This is a genomic window from Massilia sp. Masssp94, from assembly GCF_059491305.1.
In genome coordinates, this window is the sequence record NZ_CP168501.1 from 4969873 (window position 1) to 4981937 (window position 12065).

Here is a 12065-nt window from a genome sequence, read left to right on the forward strand (position 1 = left end):
TATGGCAAACCATGTGAACCTGCTGAAGGCGTGCGCGCTGGCGTCCGTGACGGCCCTGCTGCTGAGCGGTTGCAGCAAGCAGCTGTTCGCGCACCTGCCCGAGCGCGACGCCAACGAGATGCTGGCGGTGCTGCTCGAGGCCCAGGTCGATGCCTCGAAGCAGTCCGACGACGGCGGCAAGACCTGGAACGTCGACATCGACGGCGACCAGTTCGCCCGCGCGATGGACGTGCTGCGCGCGCACGGGCTGCCGCACCAGCGCTTCCAGAACCTGGGCGACATGTTCAAGAAGGACGGCCTGATCTCCACGCCCACCGAGGAGCGCGTGCGCTTCATCTACGGTGTCTCGCAACAGCTGTCGGAGGTCCTGTCGCGCATCGACGGCGTGGCCTACGCGAACGTGCAGATCGTCCTGCCGAACAACGATCCGCTGGCGGCCACGGTCAAGCCGTCGTCGGCGGCGGTCTTCATCCAGTATTTGCCCGGCACGGACGTGGCCACGCTCACGCCCAACCTGAAGAACCTGGTGGTGCACGCGGTCGAGGGGCTCACCTACGACAACGTCAGCGTCACGATGGTGCAGGGCGTGGCGGCGCCGGAAGCCTTGCGCGAGTCGAACCAGGGTTCGGCCGCCTGGCGCTGGGGCGGCGCCGCGCTCGGCGTGCTCGCGCTGGCCGTCGCGCTGGCATTGCTGGCGCGCCGCTTCGGCATCTCGCTGAAGGGGGCGGTCCAGCGCGTGCTGCGGCGTTCCGGGGCCCGCGCCGCATGAACGCCGCGCCGCCGCCGGAACGCCTGGCCGACTGGCTGGCCGCCTACGAGCGGCGGGTGGCGGCGCTGGCCGCCGCGCTGGGCGAACGCGCCTGCCGCCGCCTGGGCGTGCCCGTGCCGCCCGGGGCGGGGCGCACCTGGTATGGCATGCGCGCCGCCTGGCTCGGCACCCCCGCGCCCATGAGCAGTTTCGTTTCGCACGCGAATCGCCTGGCACTGCTCGACGAGGAGGCGTTGCGGCGCGTGCTGGGCGCCCTGCGGCTGTATCCCGCGCGCGGCGCGCTGCGGCGGATCGTCTCCGGCACGCAGCGGCGCGCGCTGGCGGGCGCGGTCGGGGAACAGGCTTTCGACGTGCTGGTGCGGCTCGGCCTGCAGGCGCCCGGGGCAGACGCGGCGCCGCCCGACGGCGACGATGCGCTGGTCGACGGCGGCCACGCGATGCTCGTGGCCGACGGGGCGTTGACGCTGGACGTAGCGGCGCGCCTGGTCTCGTTGACGCTGCAGAGTGAAGTGGACGGCCGCCCGGCCGAAGCCGCCCAAACCGGCGCGAGCACGCCTTTCCTGGCGGACGCCGCGCAGATTTTTCCGGAGTTCACATGGTTATTTGGTTGAGATCGCCGCGTGGCGGCATCGGCGTCGGCCAGGATGTCCTGCGGGCCGGCGACGTGGCTGGCCTGGTCGCCCTCGACGGTACCGCCGAGCAGTGCCGCGCGCAGGCGGAAAGCCTGATCGCCGCCGCCGAGGAGGAAGCCGAGGCGCTGCGGCAGGCCGCGCGCGACGAGGCGGCGCGGATGATCGAGGCGGCGCGCGCCGAGTACGACACGGCGGAGCAGCGCGGCTACGAGGCCGGCGCGGCGCGCGCGCTGGAAGACGCGCAGGAGACGATGCTGCGCGGCGCCGAGGAAGGGCATGACGCGCTGCTGGCGCTGCGCGAGCGCATCGCCGACGTCGTGCTGCGCACGGTTGCGCGCACCTTGGGCGACGCCGACCGCGACGCGCTGTTCGCCCGCATCGGCGCCGACCTGTCGCGCCATCTCGACGACGCCTCGTACCTCGCGGTGCGCGTGGCGCCGCAGGACGTCGACGCCGCGACCCGGGCATTCCGCGCCGTGTGCGAGGAACACCGCTGGCAGCTCAATCCCATGGTGACCGCCGATCCCGACGCGGAAGCGGGCAGCTGCGTGTGCGAGTGGGACCACGGGATCGTGGCCGGCGGCCTGCCGCTGCTGCTGGACGCGCTCGAACGCGCCATCGGTGCGCTCAAGGGCGGCGCCGGCGAGAGCGGGGAAGACGGCGCCGCGGAAGAGGACGAGGAAGAGTACGAGGAAGAGGAAGAGGAAGAGGAGGAGTACGAGGACGAGGAAGAGGACGAGGAAGAGGAAGAGGGCGGGGAAGAGCGCGAGGAAGACGCGGCGCACGCGGCGTACGACGACGGCGCCGACTGGGGGGCGCCATGAACGACGCCATCGCCTTCCTCGATGCGCTGGGCGGGGCGCTCGACGCCGCCGAAACGGTGGTCCGGCACGGCAAGGTGGTCGAAGCCGTCGGGACGCTGCTGAAGGTCGGCGGCATCGACGTCATGCTGGGCGAACTGTGCGAGCTGCGCGACGCGCGCGGCACGCTGCTGCAGCGCGCCGAGGTGGTCGGTTTCACCCGCCAGTTCGCGCTGCTCGCGCCGTTCGGCGATGTGACCGGCCTGTCGCGCTCGACCCGCGTGGTCGGCCTCGGCCGCCCGCTCTCGGTGCCGGCCGGCGAAGCGCTGCTGGGGCGCGTGCTCGACGGGCTCGGTCAGCCGATCGACGGCACACCGCTGCCGCCGGACGCGATCCTGCGCCCTGTGATGGCCGCCGCCCCGGATCCGCTGACCCGGCGCATGGTCGACACGCCGCTGGACACGGGCGTGCGTGTCATCGACGGCCTGCTGACGGTCGGCGAAGGCCAGCGCTTCGGCATCTTCGCGCCGGCCGGCGTCGGCAAGAGCACCTTGCTCGGCATGCTGGCGCGCGGCGCCGCCTGCGACGTCAACGTGATCGTGCTGATCGGCGAACGCGGCCGCGAGGTGCGCGAATTCATCGAACTGATCCTCGGCGAGGACGGCATGGCCCGCAGCGTCGTCGTGTGCGCCACGTCCGACCGCTCCGCCATCGAGCGGGCCAAGGCGGCCCACGTCGGCACGGCCATCGCCGAGTACTTCCGCGACTGCGGCCTGCGCGTGCTGCTGATGATGGATTCGCTGACCCGCTTCGCCCGCGCGCAACGCGAAATCGGCCTGGCGGCCGGCGAGCCGCCCACGCGGCGCGGCTTTCCGCCGTCGGTCTTCGCCGAGCTGCCGCGCCTGCTCGAGCGGGCCGGCATGGGGCCGGAGGGATCGATCACCGCCTTTTATACGGTGCTGGCCGAGGACGAGGAGGGCAACGACCCCGTCAGCGAGGAAGTGCGCGGTATCCTGGACGGGCACATGGTGTTGTCGCGCAAGGTCGCGGCGCGCAACCGCTACCCGGCCATCGACGTGCTGCACAGCCTGAGCCGCGTGATGACCCTCGTCGCCACGCCGGAGCACTGCGCCGGCGCCGGGCACGTGCGCAAGCTGCTGGCGAAGTACGACGACGTCGAGCTGCTGCTGCAAATGGGGGAATACCAGCAGGGCACGGACCCGCTGACCGACGAGGCGATCGCACAGCACGACCCGCTCGACGAGTTCCTCAACCAGCGCACCGACGACTTCGCGGACGGCGCCGACACGCACGAATACATCGCCGGGTTCGCACCGCAATGAGCACGGCGGCCATCGGCAAGTGGCGTGCGATCGTCGCCGCCAAGACGCGGCGCCGCGAGCGCATCGAGGAAGAGTTGACGCGCGACCGGCGTGCGCTGGCCGAGCGCGAAGCCGCCTGCGACGCGGCAAGGCGCGAGGTGGACGAGGCCAAGGGGCGCTGCGGCGCCCACGCCGACGGCATGGCCGCGCGCTTTCGCGGCGCCGCCGCGGTGGCGGTGGCCGACTACGTGCGCCACGAAAACTGGCGCGTGGCGCTCAAGGACGTGCTCGACGCGGCCCGCAAGGAGGAGCAGAAGGCAGCCGGCGCCGTGGAACGCCACCAGGAGCGGGTGCGCGCGGCCGAAGCCCGGCTGGCACGCGCCGACGCGGCGCTCGACCGGTGCCGCGCCCGCCTGGACGAAGTACGCCGCGCCGCGGCCCATGCCGCCGAACTGGCGGCCGACGAGGAAGCGGTGGACAACCTGCTGGCCCGACGTTTTGCGAGGGAACGATGACCTACGATACCCATGCCTGGATCCGGGCCCTGATGGACTGGTACGACGCCTACCACTCGCTGATCGTGCTGGTGCTGCTCACGGGCATCCGCATCATGGTGGCCTTCGTCGTGCTGCCGGCCACCGGCGACACCGCGCTGCCGGGCACCGTGCGCAACGGCGTCGTCTACGTGCTCACGTTCTTCGTCGCCGCCGGACAGTCGCCGCAGGCGTTCGAAACGGCCGGCAGCGCGCAGCTCGTCGTCCTCGCCTGCAAGGAAGCCTTCCTCGGCCTGGCGTTCGGCTTCGCGGCCGCGCCGGTGTTCTGGATCGCGCAGAGCGTCGGCACCCTGATCGACGACCTGGCCGGCTTCAACAACATCCAGATGACCGATCCGCTGCGCGGCGACCAGAGCACGCCCGTGTCGAACCTGCTGCTGCAGCTGGTGACGACGCTGTTCTACGTCGGCGGCGGCATGAGCTTCCTGCTGGGCGCGCTGTTCCAGTCCTATAAATGGTGGCCGCCGCAGGTGATGCTGCCCACGCTGGCCGGCACGGCGGAAGCATTCCTGATCGGCCGCACCGACACCGTGTGGACCGCACTGGCCAAGCTCGGCACGCCGGTGATGCTGGTGCTGGTGCTGGTCGACGTCGGCCTCGGCATCATGGCCCGTTCGGCCGACAAGCTCGAGCCGAACGCGCTCAGCCAGCCGCTGCGCGGCATGATCGGCATGATCATGCTGATCGCGCTGGTGGCGGTGTTCGCGTCGCAGGTGGTGGGCGACGTGCTGCTGGGCGACCTCGGCAACCAGCTGGCGAAGGGCATGCTCGGCGGACCGGCGCAGTAGGGTGTGCACCCGTGTGTCCACGCGTGACGTATGCGCCGCGTTGGCGTTCGCGTTGGCGTTCGCGTGGGCTCGGGGAGCCCACCCAGCCGAGATTTGAGGTTTGTTGATATTTGCGCTGCGGTTTGTTGAGATTTGTCGAGGTGGATCGCGCTTACCATGATCTTGTCGCCGGGATAACCCGGCAGCAAACAGATCAATCGGGAGGTGCACCATGTTTTCGACCATCTATTTCGCCCTGTGTTCCGGACTCGCACACCGCGCCGCCTTGCCCGGCTATGCCGGCGCCATGCTCGACGGTGCGGCCGAGCGCGCGTATTGCACCGTTGACGAGGTGCTCGACAGCACGGCGCGCAAGCTGGGCGAAACGGACGTCGCGCGCCTGGTGGCCGCCGGCGACGCGTCGCTGCTGCTCGGTTACGACGAAGACGCCGAGGACCTGTACCGGCGCGCGCAGAAATTCACCGTCAACGACAACGACCGCCTGCGCATCATGTCGTGCCGGAACACCGGCTGGCAGCTGATGATGCGCGACCGCTACGCCACGACGGCGAAATGCTTCGCCCGCATCGTGCAGGACGGCGCCGCCACGGCGGCCGAGCGGATCGAGGCCCTGATCGGCGTCGCGCTCGTGCAGCACCAGCTGGGCCTGCAGCGCGACGCCGACAACGCCCTGTTGCAGGCGGCCACGCTGGCCGACGGCCACGCCGAGCCGGGCTGGCGCATCGTGATCGGCCTGCTGGCGCGCGAGTTCGACGTCCAGCTGGGCATCCGCACCTCCACCACCTTGAACGATCACGCATTCTGGAGCTCGGCGCAGCTGGTCCAGACCCTCGCCGGCAACGGGCGCGCCGACGTCACGCGCAAGCTCACGGCCACCACGGCCATCCTGGCGCCGCTGCCGGCCCTGATCACGCAGCGCAACGACTACCTCGAGCGCCTGGCCGCGCTGGCCGGCGGCGACCGCCTCGCGTCCGCGCCGCTGATCGCCCTCGCGCACCAGGGGCACAATTTCCGTAGCGGCATGCAGGGCCTGCTGACCAAGATCGACATCGCGCTGGCGGCGTTCGCCGGCGGCCTCGACGACGTGGCCGACGCCGTGATGGGCAAGCTCAACCGCACCGAAACCGAGCTGGGCACGCGCCGCTGCAATTTCGACTATCTGTACTGCATGGCCCGGATCGCCGCGCGCCAGGGCAACCCGGTCCAGGCGCTGAAGCTCTACGCCAACTACACGGCCGAGGCGCTGCGCTGCCTGCGCAGCGAGGCGCCCGAGTCCGGCACGGTCCATCCGCAGGCGGGCCGCGCGCTGGCCGTCGACGACCTGTCGGCGCGCCTGCCGGCGAAATACCGGCGCGCCTACCGCCACATCGTCGAAAACCTCGAGCGCGCCGACCTGAGCACGCGCGAAGTCGCGGCCCAGATCGGCGTGACGGAACGGGCGCTGCAGATGACCTTCAAGAGCTCGATCGGCATGACGCCCGGCGGCCTGATCCGCAAGCTGCGCCTGGAGGGCATCCGCGAGGAATTGCTCAGCGACGCACGGGTCAACGCCTCGATCGTCGACACCGCCAGCCGCTGGGGCGTGAAGAGCCGCTCCGTGCTGGCCAAGGGATACCGGCGCCAGTTCCACGAGTCGCCGTCCGAGACCATCTACGGTTGAGGGGCGCCGTGATGAGCCCATCGACTCTCGCACGCCGGCGCCGGCCCTCGCGGCTCGCCACGTTCCTGGCGGCCGCGGCCGCCGTCGCGGCCATGACCGCGTCCGCGCCCGCCCACGCCGAGCGCATCCCCTGGCAGAGCAACCGTTTCGAATACGTCGCCGACCGCAAGGACCTCAAGGACGTGCTGCGCGACTTCGGCGCCAGCCAGCACGTGATGACCTGGATCTCGCCGCAGGTCGAGGGAAACGTCACCGGCCGCTTCAACAGCTCACCGCAGCAATTCCTCGACAAGATGGTCGCCTCGTTCGGCGTGCTCTGGTACTACAACGGGGCCGTGCTGCGCATCTACGGCGCCAACGAGGCGCGCACCGCCACGCTGGGCCTGCAGCATGCGGGCACGGGCGACTTGCGCCAGGCCCTGGCCCGGTTGCAGATCGAGGATCCGCGCTTCCCGGTGCGCTACGACGACGTATCGCGCACGGCCGTCGTATCGGGGCCGCCGCAGCTGGTCGACCTGGTCAGCGACGTCGCGCGCCTGATCGACCGTGTCCAGGTCAAGGGCGATACCGTGGTCGTGCGGCGGTTCCCGCTGCGCTACGCATCGGCCACCGACAAGACCATCACGATCAACGGGCGCAGCGTCGGCGTGCGCGGGGTCGCGGGCCTGCTGCGCGGACTGTACGGGCAGCAGGCCGCGGGCACCGGCGCCGAACCGGCACCGGTGCGGCGCGACACCTACCGGATACCGAGCCTGCGCGAAGCCCAGGACGACGGGGTGGGGCGCGTGCCGAACAACCGGGTGCCGCCGCTGCCCGCGCTGTCCGGGCTCGGCGCCATGACGCCGCCCGCGCCGCCCGCCGCGCCGGCCGGCGCACCTTCCGGCATGTCTGCCGGGCTGCCTCCCGGACTGCCGGCGCCGGCGCGCGCGCAGGACGAGGAGCGCGCGCCGGCGCAGGCGGCCGGACCGTCGATCGAAGCGGACCCGCGCGGCAACGCCATCCTCGTGCGCGACCGTGCCGAGAACATGCCCGCCTACGCCAGCCTGATCGAGTCGCTCGACATGCGCCCCGGCGTGCTCGAGATCGATGCGACCATCATCGAAGTCACCGACAACGCGCTGAACGAACTGGGCATCGACTGGCGCCTGCACACGGGCCACCTCGACCTCCAGACCGGCAGCGGCCAGGCGCAGCAGGCGGGCAATCCGGACTCGCTCAATCCGGGCGGTTTCGGCGTCTTTCCGGTATCCGGCGCCTTGCCCGCCACGCCCCAGGGCGCCGTGCTGACGACCGTGATCGGCAACGCCGGCAAGTACCTGCTCAACCGCATCAGCGCGCTGCAGCAGAAGGACCAGGCGCGCGTGACCGCCAGCCCACGGGTCGAGACGCTCGACAACGTGGAAGCGCTGATGGACAGCAAGAAGACGTTCTACGTGCAGGTGGCCGGTTACCAGTCCGCCGACCTGTACAGCGTGTCCGCCGGCGTGTCGCTGCGCGTGCTGCCGTCGATTATCACGGCACCCGGCGGTGCCCAGCAGATCCGCATGGACGTGCACATCGAGGACGGCAAGCTCACGACCCAGCAGGTGGGGCAGTTGCCGGTGGTGAGCAACAGCACCATCGATACGCAGGCCCTGATCAACGAAGGCGAGAGCCTGCTGATCGCGGGCTACTCCGTCACGCAGGACGACAACACCGAAACGGCGGTGCCGGGCCTCTCGAAGCTGCCCGTGATCGGGGACCTGTTCCGCTATCGCAAGCACGAAGGGCAGCACTACCAGCGCATGTTCCTGTTGACGCCGCGGGTGCTGTCGCCGGCCGTCGGCGGGATCGGCGCGGCGGAAAGCGCGCGCCAGGCCGCCGTGCCCGCCCCCGCCAGGAAGCCGCGCCTGGCTTGCCGCATGAAGCACGCGGCCGCGCCCGTGGCCGTTCCCTGAGACGCGCCGCAAGCGGCCGGGCCGTTCAGTCCCGACTGAACGGCATGACTCCCGAATCGCAATTCTCCGTGTACCTGGCTGCATGAGTGCAGCGGCAGCATGCTGCCGTTTCACGCGTCCATTGCCGGGCTTACGTGTTCCGGCACGATACTGTTGAATCCTCCACCTGCCCGTAACGCCGTTTTTAAAGGCCGTGTTCGCGCGAGTCATGTGAACGTCAGACCGTCGCCGTGGTCATGCGAATCGTCGAGATCACTCATCGGGAGCGGCGATGCGCAGCCTGTCGGTCGACGAATTGTTTGCCTCGCTGGCCGCGGTGGAATCGTCGGCCAGCGCGCTTGCCCGTCTGAGGGAATGGAGCGCCAGCATTGCGCATCCGGCCGCGTGCAACGCCCCGACAGGGACACCGCTCATCAAAGAAAAAGCGGGTAACGACGCATGGTCGTTACCCGCTTCGCCGTGACGCCGCTTGCGCACGGATCGCAGGCTTCTACACCCGCTTGACGTTGCGCGTAAACGCATCGTTCTTGGTCGGCAGGACGAAGATTTTAGGCGACTTGTCGCTGCCCTTGTCGTCGTCCTTCCCGTCCTTTTCTTCTTTCTTGTCTTTCTTGTCCTTCTTGTCCGCTTTCTTGTCGTCTTTCTGCCCGGTCTTCCCGGTCTTGTGCTCGCCCTTCGACGGCTTGGACGGCTCCGACACGTGACTGGTCGTGGACGTGTGGCCGCCTTTCTTGCCGCGTCCGCCCGGGACGAGCGACGCCGCCGTCAGCACTGCGGCGCCGCCGAAGACCGCGTCGCTGACGGTGCCGTTCGCCAGCGCGGTCGCGCCCGCGTTCGTGCCCGTCTCCACCGCCGATTTGACCACCTTGCCGACACTGCCATGCATCAGGCCGGCAATCGCGCCGTTGATCTGGTCGTTGCCGATGTGCAGGGCCGACAGGGCCGAGGCCGCGATCGTGGTGCCCATGCCTTCCGGGGTCAGGTCGGCCGCCAGGTTGAGCGCATCCTCGCCGACATGGCCGAGTTCGCCCATCATCCCCTTCAGGTCGCCATGGGCCAGGTCCTTGACGGCGCTGAGCGAATGTTCGACGATGCCCTCGGCCGAATTGACCAGGTCCTTCAGGCCCGCGTCGGTGCCCTTGTTGACCGCATCCTTGACGGTTTCCAATCCTTTTTCGACATCCGCGACGAGGTGGTCGAAGCCCTTGCCGAGGTGGAGGTCGCCGAGCGTCTTGAGGGCCATGTCGGCGGTGCCGGTGGCCGCGTCCGCCGCCGTCTTTTCCAGGTCCGAGCCGAGCTTGGCCAGGTCCTGCAGCGCCAGCTTCATGTTGCCCTGCATGAGCGCCTCGGTCAGGTCGAGCGCATCCTTCAACACGTTGAGGACGTCGTGCGCCAGTTTCTTCGCGAGGTGCTCGACGCCGTGGGCGACCGCGCCAGCGGCCTTCTCGATATCGTGGCCGAGATGTTGAAACGCGTGTTTCATTTTTGTAAATATACTGCTCATGCTGTGCTCCTCGATGCGCCGGTGCGCGTTGGGTTGCGGGAGAGTGAAAAGGTTTGGCCGCGCAGAATCGCAAACGCGATCCTCCTGGTACGTAGCGTAAGAGAATGGCGGTCCCCGGCCGGGGCGGGATGCGAAGAGGTGCGGTTGGCGCCGAAGTCAGGCCGGCGCTTCGCCGGGACGGGCCGCGCTTCGCTGGCGGTCGCGCGGGCGCGGCGGCGGATCCCTAAGATGGCGGCCATTCGCATTCAAGGAATCCGCATGACACGCATACACGGCGCCGCCGCGTATCCCACGCCACCGGCACTCGACTCGACGGCCGATGTGGCCGCTACCTCCCGCGCGGCCGGCGTTTCCCGCAGCAGGGGGAACACGACGCTGTTGGCACCGGGTGCGCCCGACGTCCTCGCGGCCAAGTCCTCTGGCGGCGCCGGCAGCCGGGCCAGGGTCGCGTCGGCCCGCCTGTTCGCCGGACCCGCCGCGCCGGACGAGGTGCCGGACGACGTGCCGGACGTGGAGCTTGACCCGGGCGTCGCACTGTTCGTCGCCATTTCCCGGCTGTGCCGCCCCGGCGACGACCGGCTCGATCCGATGTTCACGTACCGGTTGCGCGGCGAGCCGGCGAGCGCGCAGGCGCGGTTGTTCAAGCTCGCCGCGCACCCGCGCATGGCCGCCGGCACCGGCGACGCCGGGTTGACCTGGAGGGCGCAGGCGCTGCGCGACGTGATCGCCACCGCCGGCGTCATGTGCATGCCGGTGGTGCTGTACTGCGACGTCGACGCGGCCACCGGCGCGGGTCCGATCGAGGCGCTGTTCGCCATGCCCGCGGCGCGCGCCACGACCATCCTGTGGGCGCATTGCGGCGGCGTCGGGCGCTGCGTCGAGCAGCCCGTCGACCACGCCGCCTGTCTGCGTTCGATCCTGGCCGATCCGTGCATGGGGCACGTCCACGTCGACCTGGCGTGGTCGCGCATCGCGCGCCAGATCATGCTGCGCACCGGTGCGGACGGCCGGGAGATGCCGGACCACGCGTCGATGCGGGCATGGGCGCGGTTGATCGACGATCACCCGGACCGCTTCCTGTTCGGCTCCGAGGCGCTCGACGCGCGCGAACGGGCGGCGCTGTGGCATGCGATCGATGCGCTGTACCAGCCATTGCTGGATACGTTGGCGCCCGCCGCGCGCCGCGCCATCACGACCGGCAACTACGAGCGCCTGGTGCTGGATGCGCGGCCGCGCATGCGGGCGTTCGCGCGGCACGTGCTCACGCCGGCGTTCGTCGGGCAGGACCTGCGCGCCTGGGAGCACGCCCGCGGCGGCGACGGCAGGCGCTTCGATCCCGACGCCTTGCGCGCCGTGCGCGATGCGGCGTTTGCCGGCGCGGCCGTGGATGCGGACGGCACGCCCCCGGCCTGACCGCCGGCTCAGACGTCGCCGTTGCGGCGGCGGCGCGGCAGGAACCAGTTGGGCAGCCCGGTCAGCAGGTTGGTCATCCGGCCCGCAAAGTACGAGTGACGGTTCGCGCGCGCGAACGGGTCGGCGTAGACCGGATTCGGATTGTGGTTGAGGTAGTAGAGCGGCGGCTGGGGCGCATGCGCCTGCGACGTGTGGCTGAGGACGAACTGCGGCGCCGGCGCAGGTTCGGCCGCCGGCGCCGGCGCAGACTGCGTCATGTGACTGAGGACGTACAGCGGCTGCGGCGGCGCGGCCGTTGCAGGTTCGGCCGCCGGCGCGGGCTGCCTCGTGTGACTGAGGATGTACGCCGGCGCGGGCGGCGTCTGTTCGCGCCGCATGCGTTCCGAGAACGCCGCGAATTTCGTGCCCAGGTCGAGGCGCGCGTGGTCGCGGTTCAGCGTCTCCGTCGCATAAGGGCGCGGCGCGCGCGCCTGCAGTTCCGGTGCCACGGGTCCGCCGCGTGCGGGACGCGGGGCGGGGGCGGGCACTGGGGGCCGGTGCCGGGGACGACGGGCCCGGGTCGTTCACCGGTCGGAAATAATTTGTGATGCGAGCTTGTGGCATGGGAACCTCGGTCGATTGGTCGGCACGTCCAGCATAGGACGCCGTGCGTGCCGGGCGCGGCGGGGATGCGATCCGGCCGCCCC

12 protein-coding genes are annotated in these 12065 nt (G+C 70.5%); 10 read left to right on the forward strand and 2 right to left on the reverse strand.

The annotated features are described in order from the left end of the window. Position 1 precedes the first annotated feature (1 nt). The 9 genes from sctJ (at position 2) to ACEN9G_RS22085 (ending at position 8925) form a co-directional block, all read left to right on the forward strand. Positions 2-769: a type III secretion system inner membrane ring lipoprotein SctJ gene (gene sctJ / locus ACEN9G_RS22045; RefSeq protein ID WP_483126963.1), complete on the forward strand. Its 768-nt coding sequence runs from the start codon at positions 2-4 to the stop codon at positions 767-769. Beyond that, on the forward strand, positions 766-1380 hold the full coding sequence (locus ACEN9G_RS22050) for a type III secretion protein HrpB4 (protein ID WP_483126964.1): 615 nt from the start codon (positions 766-768) through the stop codon (positions 1378-1380). Before sctJ ends, ACEN9G_RS22050 begins: the two co-directional genes overlap by 4 nt. Next, entirely contained in the window at positions 1377-2225 is an 849-nt protein-coding gene (sctL, locus tag ACEN9G_RS22055; RefSeq protein WP_483126965.1) for a type III secretion system stator protein SctL, read from the forward strand. Before ACEN9G_RS22050 ends, sctL begins: the two co-directional genes overlap by 4 nt. Further along, on the forward strand, positions 2222-3544 hold the full coding sequence (sctN, locus tag ACEN9G_RS22060; protein WP_483126966.1) for a type III secretion system ATPase SctN: 1323 nt from the start codon (positions 2222-2224) through the stop codon (positions 3542-3544). Before sctL ends, sctN begins: the two co-directional genes overlap by 4 nt. Further along, complete coding sequence (locus tag ACEN9G_RS22065) at positions 3541-4038, forward strand: hypothetical protein (protein WP_483126967.1); 498 nt, start codon at positions 3541-3543, stop codon at positions 4036-4038. Before sctN ends, ACEN9G_RS22065 begins: the two co-directional genes overlap by 4 nt. Further along, the gene (gene sctT / locus ACEN9G_RS22070; RefSeq protein ID WP_413345981.1) at positions 4035-4865 is read left to right on the forward strand and encodes a type III secretion system export apparatus subunit SctT; all 831 of its coding nucleotides are present in this window, start codon (positions 4035-4037) and stop codon (positions 4863-4865) included. Before ACEN9G_RS22065 ends, sctT begins: the two co-directional genes overlap by 4 nt. Before the next feature lie 211 nt (positions 4866-5076). Next, entirely contained in the window at positions 5077-6525 is a 1449-nt protein-coding gene (locus tag ACEN9G_RS22075) for a helix-turn-helix transcriptional regulator (RefSeq protein WP_483126968.1), read from the forward strand. Positions 6526-6536: 11 nt separating this feature from the next. Further along, positions 6537-8462, forward strand: coding sequence for a type III secretion system outer membrane ring subunit SctC (gene sctC / locus ACEN9G_RS22080; RefSeq protein WP_483126969.1), 1926 nt, complete (start codon positions 6537-6539; stop codon positions 8460-8462). Between the two features lie 271 nt (positions 8463-8733). Beyond that, the gene (locus tag ACEN9G_RS22085; protein ID WP_413345577.1) at positions 8734-8925 is read left to right on the forward strand and encodes a hypothetical protein; all 192 of its coding nucleotides are present in this window, start codon (positions 8734-8736) and stop codon (positions 8923-8925) included. Between the two features lie 27 nt (positions 8926-8952). On the opposite strand, the gene ACEN9G_RS22090 is transcribed toward ACEN9G_RS22085, so the two are convergent. Continuing rightward, complete coding sequence (locus ACEN9G_RS22090) at positions 8953-9966, reverse strand: hypothetical protein (RefSeq protein ID WP_413345578.1); 1014 nt, start codon at positions 9964-9966, stop codon at positions 8953-8955. Between the two features lie 258 nt (positions 9967-10224). Between ACEN9G_RS22090 and ACEN9G_RS22095 the strand changes: the two genes are divergently transcribed. After that, complete coding sequence (locus ACEN9G_RS22095; RefSeq protein ID WP_483126970.1) at positions 10225-11379, forward strand: hypothetical protein; 1155 nt, start codon at positions 10225-10227, stop codon at positions 11377-11379. An 8-nt stretch (positions 11380-11387) separates the two neighbouring features. On the opposite strand, the gene ACEN9G_RS22100 is transcribed toward ACEN9G_RS22095, so the two are convergent. Then, positions 11388-11867 carry a hypothetical protein gene (locus ACEN9G_RS22100; RefSeq protein ID WP_483126971.1) on the reverse strand — a complete coding sequence of 160 codons (480 nt, stop codon included), beginning with the start codon at positions 11865-11867 and terminating at the stop codon, positions 11388-11390. Positions 11868-12065 lie beyond the last annotated feature (198 nt).

What these genes read in the sequence shown, in the direction of transcription:
- sctJ (WP_483126963.1), top strand. Translation starts at nt 2, where the DNA reads ATGGCAAACCATGTGAACCTGCTGAAGGCGTGCGCGCTGGCGTCCGTG.
- ACEN9G_RS22050 (WP_483126964.1), top strand. Translation starts at nt 766, where the DNA reads ATGAACGCCGCGCCGCCGCCGGAACGCCTGGCCGACTGGCTGGCCGCC.
- sctN (WP_483126966.1), top strand. Translation starts at nt 2,222, where the DNA reads ATGAACGACGCCATCGCCTTCCTCGATGCGCTGGGCGGGGCGCTCGAC.
- ACEN9G_RS22065 (WP_483126967.1), top strand. Translation starts at nt 3,541, where the DNA reads ATGAGCACGGCGGCCATCGGCAAGTGGCGTGCGATCGTCGCCGCCAAG.
- sctT (WP_413345981.1), top strand. Translation starts at nt 4,035, where the DNA reads ATGACCTACGATACCCATGCCTGGATCCGGGCCCTGATGGACTGGTAC.
- ACEN9G_RS22075 (WP_483126968.1), top strand. Translation starts at nt 5,077, where the DNA reads ATGTTTTCGACCATCTATTTCGCCCTGTGTTCCGGACTCGCACACCGC.
- sctC (WP_483126969.1), top strand. Translation starts at nt 6,537, where the DNA reads ATGAGCCCATCGACTCTCGCACGCCGGCGCCGGCCCTCGCGGCTCGCC.
- ACEN9G_RS22085 (WP_413345577.1), top strand. Translation starts at nt 8,734, where the DNA reads ATGCGCAGCCTGTCGGTCGACGAATTGTTTGCCTCGCTGGCCGCGGTG.
- ACEN9G_RS22090 (WP_413345578.1), bottom strand. Translation starts at nt 9,966, where the DNA reads ATGAGCAGTATATTTACAAAAATGAAACACGCGTTTCAACATCTCGGC.
- ACEN9G_RS22095 (WP_483126970.1), top strand. Translation starts at nt 10,225, where the DNA reads ATGACACGCATACACGGCGCCGCCGCGTATCCCACGCCACCGGCACTC.